Origin of the sequence: Streptomyces sp. NBC_00829, from assembly GCF_045161795.1 — a bacterium.
In the GTDB taxonomy this organism is placed as follows: Bacteria; Actinomycetota; Actinomycetes; order Streptomycetales; family Streptomycetaceae; genus Streptomyces.
On the sequence record NZ_CP108867.1, the window covers coordinates 6,136,539 to 6,158,632 of the forward strand.

General features: G+C 70.0%; 19 protein-coding genes. 8 read left to right on the plus strand and 11 right to left on the minus strand.

What is annotated here, in order from left to right; all coding sequences use genetic code 11:
* Nucleotides 1-14: 14 nt before the first annotated feature.
* Together OG293_RS27250 and OG293_RS27255 are read left to right on the plus strand one after the other, a co-directional pair.
* On the plus strand, nucleotides 15-956 hold the full coding sequence (locus OG293_RS27250; protein ID WP_406001416.1) for an RluA family pseudouridine synthase: 942 nt from the start codon (nucleotides 15-17) through the stop codon (nucleotides 954-956).
* Complete coding sequence (locus OG293_RS27255) at nucleotides 953-1,426, plus strand: GNAT family N-acetyltransferase (RefSeq protein ID WP_406001417.1); 474 nt, start codon at nucleotides 953-955, stop codon at nucleotides 1,424-1,426. Before OG293_RS27250 ends, OG293_RS27255 begins: the two co-directional genes overlap by 4 nt.
* 126 nt (nucleotides 1,427-1,552) lie before the next feature.
* Here OG293_RS27255 and OG293_RS27260 read toward each other — a convergent pair whose 3' ends face one another.
* Complete coding sequence (locus tag OG293_RS27260; RefSeq protein WP_406001418.1) at nucleotides 1,553-2,695, minus strand: mechanosensitive ion channel family protein; 1,143 nt, start codon at nucleotides 2,693-2,695, stop codon at nucleotides 1,553-1,555.
* Nucleotides 2,696-2,725: 30 nt separating this feature from the next.
* On the opposite strand from OG293_RS27260, the gene OG293_RS27265 reads away from it, so the two are divergent.
* A complete protein-coding gene (locus OG293_RS27265; protein ID WP_406001419.1) occupies nucleotides 2,726-3,295 on the plus strand; it encodes a dienelactone hydrolase family protein in 570 nt (189 codons plus the stop codon).
* Between the two features lie 56 nt (nucleotides 3,296-3,351).
* On the opposite strand, the gene OG293_RS27270 is transcribed toward OG293_RS27265, so the two are convergent.
* The 5 genes from OG293_RS27270 to OG293_RS27290 form a co-directional block, all read right to left on the minus strand.
* Nucleotides 3,352-4,362, minus strand: a complete 1,011-nt coding sequence (locus OG293_RS27270; RefSeq protein WP_406001420.1) for a zinc metalloprotease — start codon at nucleotides 4,360-4,362, stop codon at nucleotides 3,352-3,354.
* Nucleotides 4,363-4,668: 306 nt separating this feature from the next.
* The gene (locus tag OG293_RS27275) at nucleotides 4,669-6,330 is read right to left on the minus strand and encodes an alkaline phosphatase D family protein (RefSeq protein WP_406001421.1); all 1,662 of its coding nucleotides are present in this window, start codon (nucleotides 6,328-6,330) and stop codon (nucleotides 4,669-4,671) included.
* A 639-nt stretch (nucleotides 6,331-6,969) separates the two neighbouring features.
* On the minus strand, nucleotides 6,970-7,791 hold the full coding sequence (locus OG293_RS27280) for a DsbA family protein (protein ID WP_406001422.1): 822 nt from the start codon (nucleotides 7,789-7,791) through the stop codon (nucleotides 6,970-6,972).
* 83 nt (nucleotides 7,792-7,874) lie between these two features.
* Nucleotides 7,875-8,561 carry a hypothetical protein gene (locus tag OG293_RS27285; RefSeq protein WP_406001423.1) on the minus strand — a complete coding sequence of 229 codons (687 nt, stop codon included), beginning with the start codon at nucleotides 8,559-8,561 and terminating at the stop codon, nucleotides 7,875-7,877.
* A 54-nt stretch (nucleotides 8,562-8,615) separates the two neighbouring features.
* A complete protein-coding gene (locus OG293_RS27290; RefSeq protein WP_406001424.1) occupies nucleotides 8,616-9,950 on the minus strand; it encodes a DUF2252 domain-containing protein in 1,335 nt (444 codons plus the stop codon).
* 170 nt (nucleotides 9,951-10,120) lie between these two features.
* Here OG293_RS27290 and dnaE point away from each other — a divergent pair, with 170 nt between their 5' ends.
* The gene (dnaE, locus tag OG293_RS27295; protein WP_406001425.1) at nucleotides 10,121-13,660 is read left to right on the plus strand and encodes a DNA polymerase III subunit alpha; all 3,540 of its coding nucleotides are present in this window, start codon (nucleotides 10,121-10,123) and stop codon (nucleotides 13,658-13,660) included.
* 108 nt (nucleotides 13,661-13,768) lie between these two features.
* Here dnaE and OG293_RS27300 read toward each other — a convergent pair whose 3' ends face one another.
* Nucleotides 13,769-13,948, minus strand: coding sequence for a hypothetical protein (locus OG293_RS27300; protein ID WP_406001426.1), 180 nt, complete (start codon nucleotides 13,946-13,948; stop codon nucleotides 13,769-13,771).
* Nucleotides 13,949-14,203: 255 nt separating this feature from the next.
* Here OG293_RS27300 and OG293_RS27305 point away from each other — a divergent pair, with 255 nt between their 5' ends.
* From OG293_RS27305 to OG293_RS27320, 4 genes are read left to right on the plus strand one after another with little or no spacing between them, the layout of a single operon-like run.
* The gene (locus OG293_RS27305; RefSeq protein WP_406001427.1) at nucleotides 14,204-15,442 is read left to right on the plus strand and encodes an NYN domain-containing protein; all 1,239 of its coding nucleotides are present in this window, start codon (nucleotides 14,204-14,206) and stop codon (nucleotides 15,440-15,442) included.
* 37 nt (nucleotides 15,443-15,479) lie between these two features.
* Nucleotides 15,480-16,454, plus strand: a complete 975-nt coding sequence (locus tag OG293_RS27310) for an ABC transporter ATP-binding protein (RefSeq protein ID WP_406003725.1) — start codon at nucleotides 15,480-15,482, stop codon at nucleotides 16,452-16,454.
* A gap of 41 nt (nucleotides 16,455-16,495) precedes the next feature.
* Nucleotides 16,496-17,281, plus strand: a complete 786-nt coding sequence (locus OG293_RS27315) for an ABC transporter permease (RefSeq protein WP_406003726.1) — start codon at nucleotides 16,496-16,498, stop codon at nucleotides 17,279-17,281.
* Nucleotides 17,282-17,315: 34 nt separating this feature from the next.
* On the plus strand, nucleotides 17,316-17,954 hold the full coding sequence (locus OG293_RS27320; protein ID WP_406001428.1) for an ABC transporter permease: 639 nt from the start codon (nucleotides 17,316-17,318) through the stop codon (nucleotides 17,952-17,954).
* Nucleotides 17,955-17,993: 39 nt separating this feature from the next.
* Here the strand turns inward: OG293_RS27320 and ybaK are convergent, their stop codons facing one another.
* From ybaK to OG293_RS27340, 4 genes are all read right to left on the minus strand, one after another.
* Nucleotides 17,994-18,491, minus strand: a complete 498-nt coding sequence (ybaK, locus tag OG293_RS27325; protein WP_406001429.1) for a Cys-tRNA(Pro) deacylase — start codon at nucleotides 18,489-18,491, stop codon at nucleotides 17,994-17,996.
* A gap of 37 nt (nucleotides 18,492-18,528) precedes the next feature.
* A complete protein-coding gene (locus OG293_RS27330) occupies nucleotides 18,529-19,269 on the minus strand; it encodes an LON peptidase substrate-binding domain-containing protein (RefSeq protein ID WP_406001430.1) in 741 nt (246 codons plus the stop codon).
* A gap of 11 nt (nucleotides 19,270-19,280) precedes the next feature.
* Entirely contained in the window at nucleotides 19,281-20,303 is a 1,023-nt protein-coding gene (locus tag OG293_RS27335; protein WP_406001431.1) for a hypothetical protein, read from the minus strand.
* Between the two features lie 102 nt (nucleotides 20,304-20,405).
* Complete coding sequence (locus tag OG293_RS27340; protein WP_406003727.1) at nucleotides 20,406-21,959, minus strand: oxidoreductase; 1,554 nt, start codon at nucleotides 21,957-21,959, stop codon at nucleotides 20,406-20,408.
* Between the last annotated feature and the right edge of the window lie 135 nt (nucleotides 21,960-22,094).

The following is a 22,094-nucleotide window of genomic DNA, read 5'->3' on the forward strand; positions in this document are numbered from 1 at the left end:
GGCATACTCGACGGGTGAGTACAGTTCCCGAGATCCGCACCCTGCCCGTACCCGACGGCCTCGAGGGCGAGCGCGTCGACGCCGCCATCTCCCGGATGTTCGGGTTCTCCCGCACGAAAGCAGCCGAACTGGCAGCCGCCGGGAAGGTGCAGGTCGACGGCTCGGTCGTCGGAAAGTCCGAGCGCGTCCACGGCGGCGCCTGGCTTGAGGTCGAGATGCCACAGGCGCCCGCGCCCGTGCAGATCGTGGCCGAGCCGGTCGAGGGCATGGAGATCGTGCACGACGACGACGACATCGTCGTGATCGTGAAGCCGGTCGGCGTCGCCGCGCACCCGAGCCCCGGCTGGACCGGGACGACGGTCATCGGCGGTCTCGCGGCCGCCGGGTACCGGATCTCGACGTCGGGCGCCGCGGAGCGGCAGGGGATCGTGCACCGGCTGGACGTCGGCACGTCGGGGCTGATGGTCGTCGCCAAGTCGGAGCGGGCGTACACCCTGCTGAAGGCGCAGTTCCGCGACCGGGTCGTGGACAAGCGGTATCACGCTCTGGTCCAGGGCCACCCGGACCCGATGAGCGGGACGATCGACGCCCCCATCGGACGGCACCCGAACCACGACTACAAGTGGGCGGTGACGGCCGAGGGGAAGCCCTCGGTCACGCACTACGACCTGATCGAGGCGTTCCGGGCCGCGTCGCTGCTGGACATCAAGCTGGAGACGGGTCGCACGCACCAGATCCGCGTGCACATGGCCGCGCACAAGCATCCCTGCGCGGGCGATCTGACCTATGGCGCGGACCCGACGCTGGCGAAGCGGCTGGGGCTCACCCGGCAGTGGCTGCACGCGGTGCGCCTGGGCTTCGAGCACCCGTCGGACGGGCAGTGGGTGGAGTTCGAGAGCTCCTACCCCGAGGACCTGCGGTCGGCGCTGGACAGGATCGCGGCGGAGAGCGCGTGAGCGGGTACGTGGTGCGTGTCGCGGTCGGTCCCGCCGACCGCGAGGCGTGCTTCGCGGTCCGCAAGGATGTCTTCGTCGGCGAGCAGGCAGTCCCGGCGGAGATCGAGTACGACGCGTTCGACGATGAGGACGCGGACACGATCCATGTCCTGGCGGTCACGGACGACGGGGAGCCCGTGGGCACGGGGCGGCTGCTGCACGGCCCCGCAGCGGCGGACAGGACGGGCGGGGACCTCTCGGTGGGCTCCCTGGGCCGGCTCGCGGTGACGCGGGCGGCGCGGGGGCTCGGTGTGGGTGTGGCCCTGGTGCGGGCGATCGAGGACGCGGCGCGCGAGCGGGGGCTCTCGGCGGTGGATCTGCATGCGCAGACGCATGCGACCGGGTTCTACGAGCGGCTGGGGTACGTGGCGTACGGGGCGGAGTTCCTGGACGCGGGGATCGGTCACCGCGGAATGCGGCGGGGTCTGTAGGGCATCCTTCCCGGCGCGCGGGCCGGGGCTCCGTCCCGGAATCCGCGACGGAGCCCCGGCCCCCGCGCCCCCACCCCGCCCCGAGCGTCGGCAAGGGGGAATGCGTCGCCCGTCGGCCTGCCCACGTCAGCCACGACCCGTGCGGGGCCGCGCGCTGTCGCCGTCGTGGTCGTCGTCGTGCTCGCCGTCCGCCGGGGAGGGCAGCAGGGGCGCGGCCCTCGTCTCCGGCGCCGGCTGCGCACCGGGTGAGGTCGCGACGCGGGGCAGTGCGTACGGATGCTTCTCGTACAGCCAGGCGATCATCTGCTCGCGCACCGTGCACCGAGCCGTCCAGATGTCGTCCGCGTCCTTCGCCGTCACCACCGCCCGGACCTGCATCGTGGTCGGGGTCGTGTCGGTGACCGCCAGGCTCCAGTCCCGGCCGTCCCACGCCGGGCACTCCCGCAGGATGTCCTGGAGTTTCTCGCGCATCAGCCCCACCGGTGCCGAGTGGTCCAGATGGAAGAAGACGGTCCCGGTCATCTGGGCTCCGCCCCGCGACCAGTTCTCGAAGGGCTTGCCGGTGAAGTACGAGACCGGCATCGTGATCCGCCGTTCGTCCCAGGTCCGTACCGCGAGGAAGGTGAGCGTGACCTCCTCGACGACACCCCACTCCCCGTCCACCACCACGGTGTCGCCGATGCGCACCATGTCACCGAACGCGATCTGGAATCCGGCGAAGAGGTTACCGAGCGTGGACTGGGCCGCGACACCGGCGACGATGCCGATGACGCCCGCGGACGCCAGCATCGACGCACCGAGCTTCTCCATCCCGGGGAAGGTCAGCAGCATCGCCGCGACCGCCACCACCACGACGATCGCCGTGACGATGCGCATGATCAGCGTGACCTGTGTGCGCACCCGCCGGACGCGTGCGGGATCGCGCGTCGCGGAGGCGTACCGGGCGTACGACGACTCCACGACGGCCCAGACGATCCTGGTCACCAGCCACGCCCCGGCGCCGATCAGCACGAGTGACAGCACATGGCCGATGCCCGCCTCGTGCTCCTCGACCGGTCGCCAGCCCGTCTCGCGGAAGCTCCCTCTGAGCGCCGCGGTGAGCAGCACGACCTGGAAGGGAACGCGGCAGCGGCGTAGCAGGCCCCAGAGCGGGGTCTCGGGGTGGCGGTCGTCGATGCGGCGCAGCAGCAGGTCCAGTGCCCAGCCGAGCAGCAGCGTGAGCAGGACCGAGCCACCGAGCACGATCAACGGGCGCAGTACGTTCTCCATGTCTCCGACGCTAACTGGCAGGATGGCCGAATGAACATCATGCTTTTCCACTCGGTCTACGGTCTGCGCCCGGCGGTGCATGCCGCAGCCGACCGGCTGCGGGACGCCGGGCACCAGGTTCACGTGCCCGACCTCTTCGAGGGGCAAACCGCCGACACGGTCGAAGAGGGCGGGGCGCTGAAGGAAAAGATCGGCACGGACGAGCTGCTCCGCAGGGCGGTCGTGGCAGCCGCGCCCCACTCCGACGAGGGGCTGGTGTATGCCGGATTCTCCCTCGGCGGTTCGATCGCGCAGAACCTCGCGCTGGGCGACGAGAAGGCGCGTGGTCTGCTGCTTCTGCACGGCACCTCCGACATCGCGGAGGGGAGCACCGTGGACGAGCTGCCCGTGCAACTCCATGTCGCGGACCCCGATCCGTTCGAGACGCACGACTGGCTGAGCACCTGGTATCTGCAGATGCAGCGGACGGGCGCGGACGTGGAGATCTACCGGTACCCGGGTGCCGGGCACCTCTACACCGATCCCGATCTGCCCGACTACGACGAGCGGGCGGCCGACCAGACCTGGCGGATCGCGCTGGGATTTCTCGCCACGCTGTAGCCGGACCTGGGTCCGCGGGCAGGGCTGCCCGCCGCGCACGGCGGGCAGCCTTCGGCTCAGCCCGCCCGGTAGGCGGTCCAGCTGTCCTTCATCCGCCGCACCTGGCCCGAGGTGAACTGGTATATGCACGCGTCGTCCGAGTAGTCCATGAAGTTGTGGATCGGGTCCTTACCCGCCGACTTGCATGTGTCACGGTTGGTCGGGCAGCCCTCCGCGGGGGTCTTCTCCGCCGGGGTGTCGGAGACGTAGTCGCCGTTGCCGGAGCAGCCGCCCTCGAAGGTGTGGTGCAGCCCCAGCCAGTGGCCGACCTCGTGGGTGGCGGTGTCGCCCTCGTTGGCGTGTGGGTCGGTGCCGCCGGGCAGCGAGGTGTCGAGCACGACCACACCGTCGTCGGTCGGGCGGGAGGCGTACCCGGCCGGGGAGGTCGCCCAGCCGAGCAGGTAGCGGATACGGGCCGTGTAGAAGTTGAGCGCGTTCGCGCCGCCCTTGTGCAGCCTCTTCTTCATGGCCCTCTCGGCCGAGGTGCCCTGCTGAAGGTTGAACCAGGTCGCCTTGTTTGTGTAGTCCGTGCGCGCGAGGGTGAACCGGAAGCGGGAGTCGTGATTGCCGGCGCCCTTGCCCCCGTAGGTCGCGTTGAGGTGCGCGATCTGCTTCTTGACGGCGGTCGAGCTGAGCTTGCCTCTCGAACCGCTGTGGAGGACGTGGAAGTAGACCGGGATGGTGGTCTTCGCGGCCGCGGACACTCTGCGGGCCTTGGGCCCGGCCGCCGCGAGTCTCTTCTTCAGGTCCGCTTCCATGGCCCGGGCCTGGGCCGCGGTGACGTCGTTGGGCTCGTGCGTGTGGGCCGCGGCGCCGACGCGCGACTTACGGGCGGCGGTGCCCGTTCCCTCCTCGCACTCGGCGGCGGAGGCGGTGGCCGCGGCCTTGGTGGCGGAGGTGGCGGCCTGGCCGGCTGCGGCGACGCCGACGGGAGCGGAGAGCGGGGAAAGAGCCAGGGTTCCGGCCATGATTGCGGTACCGATCGCGCGGCTGCGCATTCGTGGCGATATACGGGCGAGCATGCGCATAGTAACTCCTCGCGTGGGGGGTTGGGGAGGGGGCCTTTCTGGCCATCGCGGGGAGATTACGGGTGCATGACATGTTTCAGGGAGGGGCAATCAAGCCCAATGAACTCGCGAATAACCACGGCGATTACAGGAGAAAGCTCCGCGGCCCCCAAGGAGCCGGCGTGCCGAAGTAACGCGAGATGCAAAAGTAGCGGGTGGTGTCTCCGGTTTCACGCCACCGGAGACACCACCCGTCGCAACAATGTGATTTCCAGTCAACACACCGTCGAATGGCTGGAATCAGCCCATCCAAGCCAGCCGCCGAGATCAGGCCACCGGCTGGTGCACGCGCTCGATCTTCTGTGTGCCGCTCAGCGTCCGGTACGAACGCGCCCACGAGGCCGAAGCGTCCTGCTTCCTCTTGTCGGACAGCACGTAGTAGTCCATCTGCGATCGCTCGGCCGTGACATCCAGTACGCCGTACCCGTGCGCGTCCATGTCCAGCCACTTCACATGGCGGTTGGCCGCCTTGATCGCCGTCTCGGCGATCAGCGAGAGTGTGTCGGGTGCGACATGAAGGATGTCGTCCAGGTTGTCGGAGGTCACCGACGTCACCACGAACTCGGTCGCGGCGGACGGGGACAGCGGATACGTGGCCGCCGTGACGGGCACATCGTTCGCCCAGGCCGTGTGGATGTCGCCGGTCAGGAAGACGGTGTTCTCGATGCCGCGCCGGTTGAGGTGTGTCAGCAGTTCCCTGCGGTCGTCCGTGTAGCCGTCCCACTGGTCCACATTGACCGCGAGGCCGCCCTTCGGCAGTCCCAGTAACTCCGCGATCGGCTCCAGAAGACGGGCTGGGAGCGAACCGAAGGCCACCGGCGAGATCATCACCGATGTGCCGACCAGCTTCCACGAGGCGTCGGACGCCGCCAGCCCCGCCTTCAGCCAGTCCAGTTGGGCCCGCCCGGTGATGCTGCGCTCCGGGTCGTCGACCTCGCCGCTGCCCACGCTCGCCTGCTTCGAGCGGAACGAGCGCAGATCCAGCAGATGCAGATCGGCGAGCTTGCCGTAGCGCAGCCGCCGGTAGACCGTGCCCTCGGTGGAGGCGCGAACCGGCATCCACTCGAAGTAGGCCTGGCGGGCGGCGGCGGCGCGCGCGGCCCAGTCGCCCTCGGCACCCGGCGTGTGGTTCTCCGCGCCGCCCGACCAGGCGTCGTTGGCGAACTCGTGGTCGTCCCAGATCGCGATGACCGGGTGCGCGGCGTGCATGGCTTGCAGGTCGGCGTCCGTCTTGTACGTGGCGTGCCGGAAGCGGTAGTCCGCCAGCGTGATGATCTCGTGCTTCGGCGAGTGCTGCCGCACGACGTACTTCGGCTCGGGGTAGCCGCCGGTCGCGTACTCGTAGATGTAGTCGCCGAGGTGGAGGATCGCGTCCAGGTCGGCTCGGGCGGCGAGATGGCGGTACGCGGAGAAGTAACCGGCCTCCCAGTTGGCGCAGGAGACCACGCCGAAACGGACGCCGGGCGTGGCGGCATCGGTGGCCGGGGCCGTGCGAGTGCGGCCGACGGGGGAGACGCTCGCTCCCGAGGTGAAGCGGAAGTAGTGGACGGTCGCCGGGCGCAGGCCCCTGACGTCCACCTTGACGGTGTGGTCGGAGGAGGCCTTCGAGGTGGTGGTGCCCCGGGCGACGATCTTGGTGAAGCCCTTGTCCTCGGCGACCTCCCAACTGACGGCGGTGTCCGGGCCCTTGCCCGAGCCGGGCACGGCGTCGGGGGCGGGGGTGATGCGCGTCCACAGCAGCATGCCGTCGGGCAGAGGATCGCCGGAGGCTATGCCGTGCAGGAAGGCGGGTGCCTCCTGGGCGGACGCGGCGGTGGCGGAGGTGGCGGAGGTGGCGACATTCAGGGTGGGCGCGGCGACGACGGCAGTGGCGGCTGCGGCCTTGACGACCGTGCGGCGACTGGGAGTTGACGGGCTTCGACTGGTCACGGCCGATGAGACTACTGGCCGGTAGAGGAATGGGCGAGGGTCGGGGAGAAAGTTCGTCGGGAGATGGGGGCGGGGCAACCGGGAGGTTGCCGGGGGTTGGGCGATGGGGTGGGGGCGCACCGGGGCGGATGGGTTCGGGCGGGATCTTTCCCCCACCCCCGCCGCTTCCCGAAACGAGGGGCAGTTCCCTGACACCTGGTGGGGAAGGCGGCCGGTTTCGCGGCGCGGGGACGAACCGATCGGGTGGGCCGGAGAGCCTGTACTGCGCGGGGTGCCGCCCACTGCTGCGCAGGACTGGGGGTGACGGGCGAGCCTCGTCCCGCGGTGCGCCGGGTGTCGGCTGGGCGGGGCGGGAGGAGCGAGGGGCCGACCGGGCCCAGTGGGCGGCGCGCGACCGTACAGGTGGCGACGGCGGCGGACCCGGCCCGCCCGCCGGCGGCGCGCGCTGAACCGGGCCAGCCGCGGCGGGCCCGGCGCGCACCTCATCCGCAGGGCGCCGGCGCGGCCCGCGGCAACCTGGCCTCGGCAGCCCGGCCTCGGCAGCCCGGCCTCGGCAGCCCGGCCTCGGTAACCCGGCCTCGGCAGCCCGGCCGACCCGGGGTCCGAGGGACGCGCCCGACCCGTCAGTCCGTCAGTCCGTCAGCCCTTCAGCGCCTTCGCGATCGCGGCGTTGTACGCCTCCACCGTCAGCGGCGGGTTGTCCGTTCCCTCCACCGTGACCTTCTTGCCGTCCATCTTCAGCGTCGGCGTGCCCGTGACCCCGCTCTTGTTGAACGCGTCCGACATCTTCAGCGCCCACGCGTCGAACGTGCCGTCCTCCACGTTCTTCTTGAACTCGCTGTTGTTCTTCAGCGCGGGCACCGAGTCGGCGACCTTCAGCAGGTAGTCGTCCTTGGCGAACTTGTCGTCCGTCTCCTGCGGGTGGAACGCCTTCGAGTACAGCGCGGTCTTGTACTCGGAGAACGCCTCCGGGCTCACGTTCAGCGCCGCACCCAGCGCGCTGAGCGCGTTCTTCGAGCCCTGCCCGTTGATGGACTTCGCGCCGTCGATGAACGTCGCGCCGACGTACTTGATCTTGTACTTGCCGGCGTCGACGTCCTTCTTCACCGTCGGGCCGACCGTCTGCTCGAACGTCGCGCAGATCGGGCAGCGCGAGTCCTCGTACAGCTCCAGCGTCTTCTTCGCGGCCGGCTTGCCGATGACGACGGTCGTGCCGTTCTCGCCCTCGGTGTTCTTCGGCGCCGTGACGTTCTTCTCGTCCTTCACCGACTCCCAGTGGCTCGGCTTGTTGGCCTGCATGATCGCGTATCCGGCGCCGCCCGCGATGGCGAGGACGACGATCGTCGAGCCGATGACGACGAGCTGGCGGCGGGTCTTGTCCTTCTTGGCCTGGCGCTCACGCTCCTGGCGCAGTCGTTCGCGGGCCGCCGCCTTGTTGGCCTGGCTGTTGCGTGCACTCATGCTGGTTCACTCCGTGTGAGGTCGCATCCGGCGATGTTGTGGCCGGGATGCGGAAGGGGATACGAAAAAAGGGGACTGCGGGCTCAGGCGAATACAGCGGCCGAGCGTGGCGGTCCCCGCCGTCCGACGGAGTGCACCAGCAGCCGGGTGCGGGAGAGGACGGGGCGCCGGAGCGCGGGGCGCGCTCCGCGGCGTACGGAACGATGGGCCGTGCCGGCCGCCGCGACTGCCAGCAGCAGCGGCCGGAAGGCGAACGCGCCCACCGCCCGCACCAGCCCGGCCAGCGCGGACTCGCCGCGCCGCAGCCAGGCCGCGGCGAACAGCCCGACCGTCATGTGCGCGGCGAGCAGCAGCCAGGGCAGGGCGGGGTCGTCGGAGTGCAGCAGGGAGAGAGCGCCGTGGCTGTCGGGGGACACTCCTGCCAGCCGGGTGCCGACGCTGCCGCCGCAGAGCACGTCGAAGCCCACCGACCGCAGCGATCCGGCGACCGGTCCGCCGCCGGGGCCGTAACAGACGTCCTGGCCGGTGGTGAAGACGGTGTCCGCTGCCAGTTCCAGCGGGACGAGCAGGCTCGCGATCCGCCAGTAGCCGCGCTCCCGGCCCGAAAGGGCGAACGCGAGGGCGAAGACGCCCGCGGACAGCCCCGCGACGGTGGTCAGCGGCAGCGGCACCTGCGAGAGCAGCACATGGGAAGCCGCGGACAGCGTCACGACCAGAGCCGTGAAGATCGCTGCCCGCAGCCACCTGAGCTGTGTCGCCGTTACGTCCATCACCGGGAGTGTCCCATGCGCGCCGGTAGGAGATCCCTAAAGATCCGGCCGGTACTACAGGCCCGGAATGAGACCGTTACGGAAGAGGTCCACGAAGATCTGGTGGTCCGCACGGGCCCGCGCGCCGTAGCTGTGGGCGAACTCGACCAGCAGCTCGGGGAAGCCGTCCTCGTCGGCGGCGATCGCCGCGTCGATGGCCCGCTCGGTGGAGAACGGCACCAGGGAGTGACCGCTCTCGTCGTCGGCCGCGCCGTGCATCGTGGCCGTCGCCCGGCCCAGGTCGGCGACGACCGCCGCGATCTCCTCCGGGTCGTCGATGTCCGACCAGTCCAGGTCCACGGCGTACGGAGACACCTCGGCGACCAGCTGACCGGTGCCGTCGAGCTCAGTCCAGCCCAGCCACGGGTCGGCGTGGTCCTGGAGCGCGCGCTGCGAGATCACCGTGCGGTGGCCCTCGTGCTGGAAGTACTCCCGCACGGAGGCGTCGGTGATGTGCCGGGAGACCGCGGGGGTCTGCGCCTGCTTCATATAGATGACGACATCGTTCTCCAGGGCGTCGCTGTTGCCCTCGAGGAGGATGTTGTACGAGGGCAGGCCGGCGGACCCGATGCCGATGCCGCGGCGGCCCACGACATCCTTGACGCGGTACGAGTCGGGCCGGGTCAGGCTGGACTCGGGCAGCGTCTCCAGATAGCCGTCGAACGCGGCGAGCACCTTGTAGCGGGTGGCCGCGTCCAGCTCGATCGAGCCGCCGCCGGGCGCGAACCGGCGCTCGAAGTCACGGATCTCGGTCATCGAGTCGAGCAGCGAGAAGCGGGTCAGCGAACGGGCGTCGCGCAGCGCGTCCAGCAGCGGGCCGTCGGCGGTGTCGAGGGTGAACGGCGGCACCTCGTCGTTCTTCGCGCCCGTCGCCAGTGCGTGGATGCGCTCGCGGTACGCGGCGGCGTAGGTCCGCACCAGCTCGGTGATCTGCTCGTCGCTGAGCGCCTTGGTGTAGCCGATCAGCGCCAGGGACGCGGCCAGTCGCTTGAGGTCCCAGGTGAAGGGGCCGACGTACGCCTCGTCGAAGTCGTTGACGTTGAAGATCAGACGGCCGTTGGCGTCCATGTACGTGCCGAAGTTCTCGGCGTGCAGGTCGCCGTGGACCCATACCCGGCCGGTGCGGTCGTCCAGGAACGGGCCGCCGTGCTGCTCCCGCTCCAGGTCGTTGTAGAAGAGGCAGGCGGTGCCTCGGTAGAACGCGAACGCCGAGGAGGCCATCTTCCGGAATTTGACCCGGAAGGCCGCGGGATCGGCGGCCAGCAGCTGGCCGAAAGCGGTGTCGAACACGGCGAGAATCTGATCGCCGCGCTCTTCAGCTGTGACCTCGGCGGATCGCGGTACCGACATCGCTGGGTGCCTCCTGGTGCATGCAAACGGGGCGGGTGGTTCCGCCCCTTCAACGCACGACGGTACTCGGGAGTGCCCGCGGACTGTCAGTGCCAAGACGTAGACTTCCACGCTGTTCCCCCAGACTGCCCGCAGCCTGTCACCCACCGTTTCTCCGGAGGCATTCCGCCGTGACCAAGCCGCCTTTCACGCACCTTCACGTCCACACCCAGTACTCCCTGCTGGACGGTGCCGCGCGGCTCAAGGACATGTTCGACGCCTGCAACGAGATGGGCATGACGCACATCGCCATGACCGACCATGGCAACCTCCACGGCGCGTACGACTTCTTCCACTCGGCGAAGAAGGCGAACGTCACGCCGATCATCGGTATCGAGGCGTATGTCGCTCCGGAGTCCCGGCGGAACAAGCGGAAGATCCAGTGGGGCCAGCCGCACCAGAAGCGGGACGACGTCTCCGGCTCGGGCGGTTACACCCACAAGACGATCTGGGCGGCCGACAGGACGGGACTGCACAACCTCTTCCGCCTCTCCTCGGACGCGTATGCGGAGGGCTGGCTGCAGAAGTGGCCGCGGATGGACAAGGAGACCATCGCCCAGTGGTCCGAGGGGCTCATCGCCTCCACGGGTTGCCCCTCCGGCGAGCTCCAGACCCGGTTGCGCCTCGGCCAGTTCGACGAGGCGCTCAAGGCCGCGTCCGAGTACCAGGACATCTTCGGCAAGGACCGGTATTTCCTGGAGCTGATGGACCACGGCATCGAGATCGAGCGCCGGGTCCGCGACGGACTCCTGGAGATCGGCAAGAAGCTCGACATCCCGCCGATCGTCACCAACGACTCGCACTACACGTATGCGGCCGAGGCGACGGCCCACGACGCCCTGCTGTGCATCCAGACCGGCAAGAACCTCTCGGACCCGGACCGCTTCCGCTTCGACGGCACCGGCTACTACCTCAAGTCCACGGACGAGATGTACGCGGTGGACTCCTCGGACGCCTGGCAGGAGGGCTGCGCCAACACCCTCCTGGTCGCCCAGCAGATCGACACCGAGGGCTGGTTCGAAGAGCGCAACCTGATGCCGCAGTTCGAGGTCCCCGAGGGCTACACCGAGGTGACCTGGTTCCGCGAGGAGGCCATGCGCGGCATGGCCCGTCGCTACCCCGGCGGCATCCCGGACGACCGGCTCAAGCAGGTCGAGTACGAGATGGGCATCATCATCGACATGGGCTTCCCGGGGTACTTCCTCGTGGTCGCCGACTTCATCATGTGGGCCAAGAACAACGGCATCGCGGTGGGCCCGGGCCGGGGCTCCGCGGCCGGCTCGATCGTCGCGTACGCCATGGGGATCACCGACCTCGACCCGATCGAGCACGGCCTGATCTTCGAGCGGTTCCTCAACCCCGAGCGCATCTCCATGCCCGACGTCGACATCGACTTCGACGAGCGCAGGCGCGGTGAGGTGATCAGGTACGTCACCGAGAAGTACGGCGCCGACAAGGTCGCCATGATCGGTACGTACGGCAAGATCAAGGCGAAGAACGCCATCAAGGACTCCGCCCGCGTCCTCGGCTATCCGTATGCCATGGGCGACCGGCTCACCAAGGCGATGCCCGCCGACGTCCTCGGCAAGGGCATCGACCTGAACGGCATCACCGACCCCAAGCACCCGCGCTACAGCGAGGCGGGCGAGATCCGGGGGATGTACGAGAACGAACCGGACGTGAAGAAGGTCATCGACACCGCCAAGGGCGTCGAGGGCCTGGTCCGGCAGATGGGCGTGCACGCCGCCGGCGTGATCATGTCCAGCGAGACCATCACCGACCACGTCCCGGTCTGGGTCAGGCACACCGACGGCGTGACCATCACGCAGTGGGACTACCCGAGCTGTGAGTCGCTCGGCCTGCTGAAGATGGACTTCCTCGGCCTGCGCAACCTCACGATCATGGACGACGCCGTCAAGATGGTGAAGGCGAACAAGGGCGTCGAGCTGGACCTGCTCGCCATCCCGCTCGACGACCCCACGACGTACGAACTGCTCTGCCGCGGTGACACGCTCGGTGTCTTCCAGTTCGACGGCGGCCCGATGCGCTCGCTGCTGCGGCTGATGAAGCCCGACAACTTCGAGGACATCTCCGCCGTCTCGGCCCTGTACCGGCCGGGCCCGATGGGCATGAACTCCCACACGAACTACGCGCTCCGCAAGAACGGCCAGCAGGAGATCACACCGATCCACCCGGAGCTGGAGGAGCCCCTCAAGGAGGTCCTCGGCCTCACCTACGGCCTGATCGTGTACCAGGAGCAGGTGCAGAAGGCCGCCCAGATCATCGCCGGGTACTCCCTCGGCGAGGCCGACATCCTCCGCCGTGTGATGGGCAAGAAGAAGCCCGAGGAGCTCGCGAAGAACTTCGGCATCTTCCAGGCCGGCGCGCGCAAGAACAACTACTCGGACGAGGCGATCCAGGCTCTGTGGGACGTGCTGGTCCCCTTCGCCGGGTACGCCTTCAACAAGGCGCACTCCTCGGCGTACGGCCTGGTCACCTACTGGACCGCGTATCTCAAGGCGAACTACCCCGCCGAGTACATGGCCGCGCTGCTCACCTCCGTGAAGGACGACAAGGACAAGTCGGCGGTCTATCTGAACGAATGCCGCCGCATGGGCATCAAGGTGCTGCCGCCCAATGTGAACGAGTCGCAGTCGAACTTCGCCGCCCAGGGCGACGACGTGATTCTCTTCGGTCTCTCCGCCGTGCGGAACGTCGGCACGAACGTGGTGGACTCGATCATCCGCTGCCGCAAGTCCAAGGGGAAGTACATCTCCTTCCCGGACTTCCTGGACAAGGTCGAGGCCGTCGTCTGCAACAAGCGGACCGTGGAGTCGCTCATCAAGGCGGGCGCCTTCGACGAGATGGGCCACACCCGCAAGGGGCTTGTCGCTCACCACGAGCCGATGATCGACAATGTGGTCGCGGTCAAGCGCAAGGAGGCCGAGGGCCAGTTCGACCTCTTCGGCGGGATGGGCGACGAAGCGACCGACGAGCCCGGCTTCGGGCTCGACGTCGAGTTCTCCGACATCGAGTGGGACAAGTCGTATCTGCTCGCGCAGGAGCGCGAGATGCTCGGCCTCTATGTCTCCGACCACCCGCTCTTCGGTATCGAGCACGTCCTGAGCGACAAGACGGACGCGGCGATCTCCCAGCTCACCGGCGGTGAGCACGCGGACGGCGCGGTCGTCACCATCGGCGGCATCATCTCCGGCCTCCAGCGCAAGATGACCAAGCAGGGCAACGCATGGGCGATCGCCACGGTCGAGGACCTGGCGGGCTCCATCGAGTGCATGTTCTTCCCCGCGACCTATCAGCTGGTGTCGACCCAGCTCGTCGAGGACACCGTGGTCTTCGTCAAGGGACGGCTGGACAAGCGCGAGGACATCCCGCGGCTGGTCGCCATGGAGCTGATGGTCCCCGACCTGTCGTCGGCGGGCACCAACGCCCCGGTGATCGTCACCATTCCGACGGTGAAGGTCACGCCGCCGATGGTCACGAGGCTCGGTGAGATCCTCAGCCACCACAAGGGCAACACCGAGGTCCGGATCAAGCTGCAGGGCCCCCGCAAGACCACGGTCCTCAGGCTCGACCGGCACCGCGTCCAGCCAGCCCCGGCGCTCTTCGGTGATCTGAAGGTGCTGCTCGGCCCGTCCTGCCTGGCCGGTTAACGAGGAGGCCTACGCCCTGGTGCGTACGGCCGCCTACGGACAGCGACCCGCATCATGCGCAAGGGGCGCGCCCGTCGTCACGGGCGCGCCCCTTGCGTCGTACGCAGATCAGTTGTGGCCGAAGCGCCGCTGGTGCTTACGCGCAACATCCGCCGGGCTGCCCTGTGCCTGGGACTGGGGCTGTGCCTGCGACTCGTATGCGGTCGACTTGGCCTGCTCGCCAGAGTGTGCGGCGGCCGACGAGCGGTCCTGCTGGCCGCTCTGCTTGCGATTCTTGTTCTTGGCCATGGTGATGCCTCCTGTGGGGGGTCTCGGGGCCAGGGCCGCGACCAGATTCACATACCAGGCTAAACGCCGCATTTTGGATCACTGCGGGGCGTAAGGGATGCTTGTTGTGCCGAGGATCGGTCGACGATCGAGGGATCCGCCACGCCGATGATCGAGTTCCGGCCGTTAACCCTCACGTGGTCGGGCAGACTCGAAGGAAACCCGGAACAATCCCAGATCCGGACCCTTCCCCGATCCCGAGGTTCCCGAAAGAGGGTGGAACGCGTGGACCGCTGCGTTGTCCTGGTGGACGCCGGATATCTGCTGGGCGCCGCCGCGAGCCTGCTCGCCGGGGAACCGGCACGTTCCCGGATCACCGTCGACCATGCCGCCCTCATCCAGGGTCTGCGCGACCTCGCCGAGGCCGATACGGAACGCCCCCTGCTGCGTATCTACTGGTTCGACGGCGCCCCCGACCGCGTACCACAGCCCGAGCACCGCCGACTGCGCGTCATGCCGCGCGTGACGGTCCGTCTCGGCGCGCTGACCCGCAGCGACGGTCGCTGGGCGCAGAAGGGCGTCGACGCGGCCATGCATGCCGAGCTCACCGAGCTGGCCAGAAATCGCGCTTGCTCTGATGTGGTTCTTGTGACCGGCGACGGCGATCTGCTCCCCGGGCTGATGTCCGCCAAGGAGCACGGCGTCGCCGTCCACCTCTGGGCCGTGCAGGCCGCCGACGGCGACTACAACCAGTCCGAGGACCTGGTCGCCGAGGCCGACGAACGACGGGTGCTCGACCGCGTCTGGATCACCCGGGCAGTCCGGGCCAAGGAACTCACCGGCATCTGCGCCCCGCCGCCCGTACCGCGCCCCGAGATCGCGGCCATCCTCTCCGCGCCGCTGCCCGAATCCGCGCTCGCGGCCTCGCAGGAACGCGCCGACACAGCCGCACGCAACGGCTCGCAGCCCGCCCCCGCGGAGAACGGATCCGAGCCGCACCCGGCCCCCGCGGCCAAGGGCGTCCCCACCCCCAAGGACCTGGCGGGTATGCGCGCCCCCGGCCCGCACCCCGGGCCCCACCCGACGAGCGCCACCCTGCGCTGGTCCTCCGACAAGGGCTGGGTCGAGCGCCCCGGCGGCGGCCCCCTGGGCGAACCGCCGGAGACCGCCTCGCTGCCCACGCTGGCCCAGCTCACCAGCGCCGAGCAGCGCTGGGCCGACCGCGAGGAGGACATCACCACGGTCGGCGGCGACCCGTTCGAGGTCGGCCAGGTGTTCGCCCGGCGCTGGATGGAACGGCTGCCGGAGTCCGGGCATGTGCAGAAGCTGTCGACCATGTATCCGCGTATTCCGCACCGCATCGACGGCGAACTGCTGAGGTACGCGGCACGTTTCGGGCTTCTCGCCCACAAGGACGACCAGATCGACGAGCACGACCGCTATGCGATCCGGGCCGGATTCTGGCGTGAGATCGACGTACGGGCGGCGGCGGAACACGCCCCGGCCGGGGAGTAGCCCCGAAGACCCCGTAGTCTCGTACCTCGTGAGTACGGTGTGTGCGGTGCGGCGACTGGTGAAGACGTACCCCGCCGCGCGCGCCCGTCGCGGGGTTCCCGCGACGCCCGAGGTGCGCGCCACCGACGGAATCAGCCTCGATGTCAGGGGCGGCGAGATCTTCGGGCTGCTGGGACCCAACGGCGCGGGCAAGTCCACCCTCGTACGCCAGCTCACCGGCCTCATGCGCCCGGACTCCGGCAGCGTCGAGGTACTCGGCCACGATCTTGTGCGCCACCCCGAGCGGGCGGCGCGGCTCATCGGCTATCTGGGCCAGGAATCCACCGCACTCGACGAACTGACCGTCTCGCTCGCGGCCGAGACCACGGGGCGGCTGCGCGGACTGTCCGTACGCGAGGCGCGCGCCGAGCGGGACGCCGTTCTGGAGGAACTCGGGCTGACCGGCATCGCCGGTCGTGCCCTGAAGAAACTCTCCGGCGGACAGCGCCGACTGGCCTGCTTCGCGGCGACGCTGGTGGGGGAGCGGCCGGTACTCGTCCTGGACGAGCCCACCACCGGCATGGACCCGGTCGCGCGCCGCGCGGTGTGGGCCGCCGTCGACCGGCGGCGGGCCCAGAACGGGGCGACGGTGCTGCTCGTCACCCACAACGTCATCGAGGCCGAGACCGTGCTCGACCGGGTCGCCGTACTGGACCGTGGCCGGGTCATCGCCTGTGACACCCCGGCCGGGCTCAAGGAACTGATCGCCGGCGAGGTGCGGGTCGAGCTGGTGTGGCGCGAGCGTGCCCCGCTGGACGTGCCCGAAGTCGCGGCGCTGCGCGCCTCGGCCCAGGAGTCCGGGCGCCGCTGGGTGCTCAGGCTCGCGCCGGACGAGGCGCGGGCCGCGGTCGCGGCGGTGACCGGGGGCGCGGCGTTCGCGGCGCTCGACGACTTCACGCTCGCCACTCCCAGTCTGGAGGACGTGTACTTGGCGCTCGGCGGGAACGCGACGAAGGGGCTGGTCAAGGCGTGAGCATCGTGCCCGCGGAGGCGGTGTCCGGGAAGACCGGGCAGATCAGGGCGCAGGGCGCGGCCGTGACCACCGAGGCACCGCTCGCGCCGCGTGCGCGGCTGCTGCCGGCGCTCGGCGCCGTGTACCGCGCGCAGCTGTCCCGGGCGCGCGTCGCCCGGATCCCGCTGCTCTTCGTGGCGACCTTCCAGTCCATCGGGATCATGGTCCTGATGCGCGGGGTCGTCGACGGGGGCGCCGAGGCGCGTGCCGTGGTCGCCGGGTCCTCGGTGCTGGTGGTCGCGTTCGTGGCGCTCAATCTGCTCGCCCAGTACTTCGGACAGCTGCGTGCCGGCGGCGGGCTCGACCACTACGCCACGCTGCCGGTGCCGCCGGCGGCCGTGGTGCTCGGCGCGGCCGGCGCGTACGCCTCCTTCACGGTGCCCGGCACAGTCGTCACGGCCGTCACCGGCAGCATCCTCTTCCAGCTCCCACTGACACATCTGTGGGTGCTCGCCGCGGTCGTCCCGCTCTCCGGCGCGGCCCTCGCCGGGCTCGGCGCGGCGCTCGGGCTGCTCGCGCCACGCCAGGAACTGGCCACGCTGCTGGGCCAGTTGGGGATGTCAGCGGCCCTGCTGCTCGGTGTACTCCCGGCCGGCCGGCTGCCCGGGCCCGTCTCGTACGCCCGTGACCTGCTGCCCTCCACCTACGGTGTGGAGGCTCTCGCACGGACCTTCGGCGCACACCCCGACTGGGCCGTTGTCGGACTGGACCTCGCCGTCTGCGCGGTCGTGAGTGTCGTTTCGCTGACGGTCGCGACATGGGCGTACCGTCGGGCGGCAGTCCGATGAGGCAGCGCCCCGTGACGCCTGGCACGATGGCGGTGTGACCGCACCTCTGACTCCGCCGCACCAGCCTCCGCCGGACAACGACCCGTGGCAGTCCCCGCCAACCGGGTCGGCCCCGCTCTGCGCGCATGAGGCCGAGGAGGGCATCGACATGAAGGCGGACCTCAGGGACGCGGCCGTCGTGGTGCTGGCCGTGGCGGTCCTGGGTGTGGCGCTCGGTCTGCTGTGGCTGTGGCTGGCTCCCCGGGTGCCGCTGATCTCCAACGACAGGGCGGTCTTCCTCAAGGACACGGAGAGCGAGGAGGCCGTGGGCGCGGACGGCACGTTCGCGCTGCTGGGCCTCGCGTTCGGTGCGGTCAGCGCGGCGGCGGTCTTCTGGTTCCGCAGGCGGGGCGGCGTCGGACTGGTGGTGGCACTGGCGCTCGGCGGCCTGTTCGCCTCGCTGCTGGCGTGGGGCATCGGGGTGTGGTTCGGCCCGACGGACGACGTGGTGGCGCATGCGCGGGCGGTGGGGGAGGGCGTCACGTTCGACGCGCCGCTGGAGCTGAGGGCGCGGGGGGCGCTGCTGGCGTGGCCGGTCGCGGCGATGGTGGTTCACCTGGCGCTGACGGCGCTGTTCGGTCCGCGGGACCCGGAGCCGGAGTGGCCTCCGTACGGCGCGGGACCGCACGGCTGAAGGCTGCGGCCCCGGACCTCGCTCTCTCCCGTCGACCCCCTACGCGCGGCCGATCGGCGCCAGCACCGCCCCTGTCAGCGTCGCCAGGTCGGATGGTGGGAGTTCGACCTCCAGGCCCCGGCGTCCCGCCGAGACACAGATCGTGGGATGGTCCGCCGCCGACGCGTCGAGGACCGTGCGCAGGCGTTTTCGCTGGCCCAGGGGGGAGATGCCCCCGCGGACGTAGCCGGTGGTGCGTTCCACCGCCGCCGGGTCGGCCATCGTCGCCCGCTTCGCGCCCACCGCTGCCGCCAGTGCCTTGAGATCCAGCTGGCCCGCGACCGGGACGATCGCCACGGTCAGTTCGCCGTCGATGTCCGCGACCAGGGTCTTGAAGACCCGGTCGGGTGAGACACCGAGTGCCTCCGCGGCCTCCTCGCCGTACGAGGGCGTGGCCGGGTCGTGGTCGTAGGAGTGGACGGTGAAGGCGGTGCCCGCGGCCGTCAGCGCCACCGTCGCGGGTGTGCCGCCCTGGTGCTTCCTGGACTTCTTCGCCACGGTCCGTGTCCTCTGGTCGGAAGGCGCCCGGCGGCGCTCAGTTGGGGCTCGTCGGCGACCTGGTCAGGTCGACCGCGGGCAGCGACGGAAGATGGCGGATCACCGCGGTCTCCGCACGCAGCAAGGTCAGTTCCTCGCGGAGCCGGGTCGCCGTGTCGGGGGCCTGGAGCAGCCGCTGCTTCGCGGGGGTGTCCAGCACCGCCGCCGCGGCGACCAGATACGACACCACCGACGGCTCGTCCGGCAGATCCGATCCCGTGGACAGTGAGCGCTCCCGCGCGCCCGCCAGCCGCTTCTGATAGCTGCGGAAGGCGCGCAGGACGCCCTCGGCCAGGGCGCCCGCACCGTCCCCGGACTGCTCGGGGATCTCCTCCAGCTCGGCGTTAAGGAACGGGCCGCTCGCGTCGACGGACAGGAGCTTGACCCGGGTCGTACCGGTCGCGAGCACCTCGAAGCTGCCGTCGTCGCGCTCGCGGATCGTCGCGGCGTCGGCGATGCAGCCCACCCGGTGGAAGGCCTGGATCGGGTCGTCGCCGAAGCCCGCCGCGGGCCCGCGCTCGGGCACGGCGGTCTGGTCCGGCAGGCCGGGTCCGGTCGGTGCGACCTCACGCCCGTCGCGGATGGCGACCACGGCGAAGCGGCGCGGCTCGGACTCGTCCGTCTTCAGCAGCTCGCGCATCAAGGCGCGGTATCGCTCCTCGAAGACGTTCAAGGGCAGGACGAGGCCCGGGAACAGAACCGAGTTCAGCGGGAAGAGAGGGAGACGTGCGGTGGTCACAGGGGTGAAGCCTAGTGGCCCGCGGAGCTGCTTCGTTCGGCCCGGGTGCGCAGAGGCGTCATCGAGGCGATCTCGATCCGCACGCCGTCGCGCGCTGCCAGGAACTGACCCAGCGGATCATCGGTGACCGATGTCCACGGAAACGACGTCGCACAGGGCCCGATCAGCCGGAACTGCTCCAGGGCCTCCTCCCAGCGCCCTCGGCCCATGAGGACGAACGCCAGCAGATTGCGCACCTCGGCCGGCCACGGATCCCCGGCGCGGTAGTCCGCGGAGAGCACGATGGCGAGATCCGCCGCCGCGTCGATGCGGTCGTTCAGTACGGCGGTGGTGTCCCCCTTCAGCAGCTGGGCGAAGGCCGCCCGCACCGGCAGCGCCTGCACCAAGGAGCCCGGAAGCGCGTCCGCCGCAGCCTGTTCGGCGAAGTCGAAGCACTCGCGGTGCGATCCGTACCACTGCGCGGACAGATACTGCAGGGCCGCGACATGGCAGCCGTAGTGGTGCGAGGACCGGCGGACCGCCTGCTCCCACAGCGACTCGAAGGCCGTGTGCGTGGCATGCGTGCCCCGGGCGTGGTCCAGCGAGATCCGCCACGGCACCGGGTCGCTCGGATCGGCCTCCGCCGCCGCGTCGATCAGTGGCCCGACCTCGCGCAGCCGCTCGGCGCGGGCCGGCGACTCCCAGGCCCTGCGGACCGCGAGCTCCGCCTTGACGACGAGTGCGTCGGCGTCGCGCGGCGCGGCGGCGAGCCAGGTCGTCAGCCATTCCTCGCGGTTGTGGGCGAATGCGGCGAGCCGCATGACGTACCGGTCGCGGTTCTCCCATTCGGCTGATTCTCGTGTGGTCGCCAGGAGCTTGGCGGCCGGTTCCCAGTCACCGAGCGCTGCCGAGACGAGCGCCGGGCTCAGTCGTTCGTCGGGGGCGTCGAGCAGCACCGCCTCGGCGGGCGGCAGGCCGTCGGCCAGCGGCGGCGTATGCCGGATCATGCGCGCTGTGCGCATCAGGGCCCTGAGCAATGACATGGTGTGAACCATTGAAAACTGCAGGTGGGAGCCGCGCCAGAGCACAGCTGTGAAGCTTTGGTAGGGGCCGAATGGTTGTCCTGGCAAGAGCCAAGAGAACGCAAAGAATGTGGGTCAGCCGCGCCGCAGAAGACGGGACGCGCCTGCCGCCACCGTGGTCGCGAGGATCCAGCCGAGAAGGATCAACGCGGTCGCAGCCCATTGCCAGTGGCCGTCAAGCCGCCAGTAGCTGTCCTGGCCGAGATTGATCACCGGCAGCAGCAGGTCCAGGGCGTAGAGCGGGGCGTTCCACTGCGGATGCTCGTCGGCCTTGATGGGCGCCGGTTCCACCTGTGTGAAGGCCACGGTCCCGGCCGCCCACAGCACCGCCATCCACAGGGCCGCCCGGCCCGGCCGGTAGCCGTACGCCACCGTCCAGTCCTGGAGGTAGCCCCAGAGCTTGGCGGCCAGCGGCAGCGTCTCCCTGCGGCGCCGCTGCTTGGCGAGCAGCACCTCGCGGGCGTCCGCGTCCTCGCCGCTGTTGCGCAGTACGGTGGCCAGCCGTTCGTACGGCTCCGGGCTGTACTCGGGGGTCGCCGAGGCCACCCACTCCAGACGGCGGCCGAGCGGGAACTCCTCGTACGGAACGAGGTTCTCGTAGACGAAACCGCCCATCGCGAGACCGCCGGGTCCCGGCCAGCTCGCCGCGAGGTCGATCAGGGTGATCACCTTCGCGCCGTTCAGCACGACCCGCCCCTCCTCGGGGCGTTCGGCGTTGAAGCGCAGCTCGGGTGTGACGATCCGGCGCAGCGACAGCTCCTCGCGCGCGCTCAGCACGAACCGCGCGCGGTGCAGATCGACCGCGTCGCCGAAGCGCCCGTCGTCCAGGCGGACCCCGCCGTGGCACTGGAACGGCTGGAGCCTGGTGCCGCGCGAGGGGGTGGGAGCGCCGCCGCGGATGCCGGTGCCGAACGGAGGAGTGGCACCCTGATTGCCGGTGGTCTCGCTCACCCACGCGCCCGTCAGATAGAGCGTCCGCTCCACGCTCAGCTGCGGGGCGTTGAGCGCACGTCGTTCCCCGGCCGCCCGCAGCCGGCTGCCGCGCAGGCTGAGCGAGACTCCGACCTTCGCGCCGCGCAGACTGAACTCGCCGTATGTCTCGATCAGTTCGGCCTGTAAGTCCTGGGCGACCGACATTCCGTCGGCGGTGATCGCCCGGCCCCTGCGGTCCGGCCGGACATGGATCTGGTTGATCAGCAGATCAGTGCCGATCTGCGCGTCGGTGAGCCGTATGCCGTGCTCGATCCGGCAGCGCGGCAGATGGAGATCACCCTCGGTGCGCAGCCGCGCCGCCTCGATCCGCGGGATCGCGCAGCCGACCATGCGCACGGTGGTGAAGTGCGCCTCGGGCATCAGCAGTTCGCTGTCGAAACGACAGCCGTTCAGCTCGACGTACGGAGCGACGCTGCCGCCCGCGAGCTTGAGCGTGCCGGTGATCTGGACCCCGCGGAGCTTGAGGGCCGCGACCCGGCCGGGCCGCGCGGGCGGACCGCTGAGCAGCAGCCGGGCGACGATGGTCGCCCGCACGCTGCGCTCCGGCCCCCAGGGGCGGGGGGAGAAGGGGTCGTTCAGCAGGGGATTGGGGTCACTGAGGTCGTACGTACTCCCGTTTCTGAACGCGTTCCACATGTGCTGTTCGGTCCGGCTCAGTCCGTCCGGAGGCCCGTTGTCCAGCGGCTCGGTCAATGCCGCTCCTCCGCTTCGTTGGCTCGTACAGCTGTTCTTCCCGCTGAGTGACGGACTGAACGCTAGTGGTCATGGTCG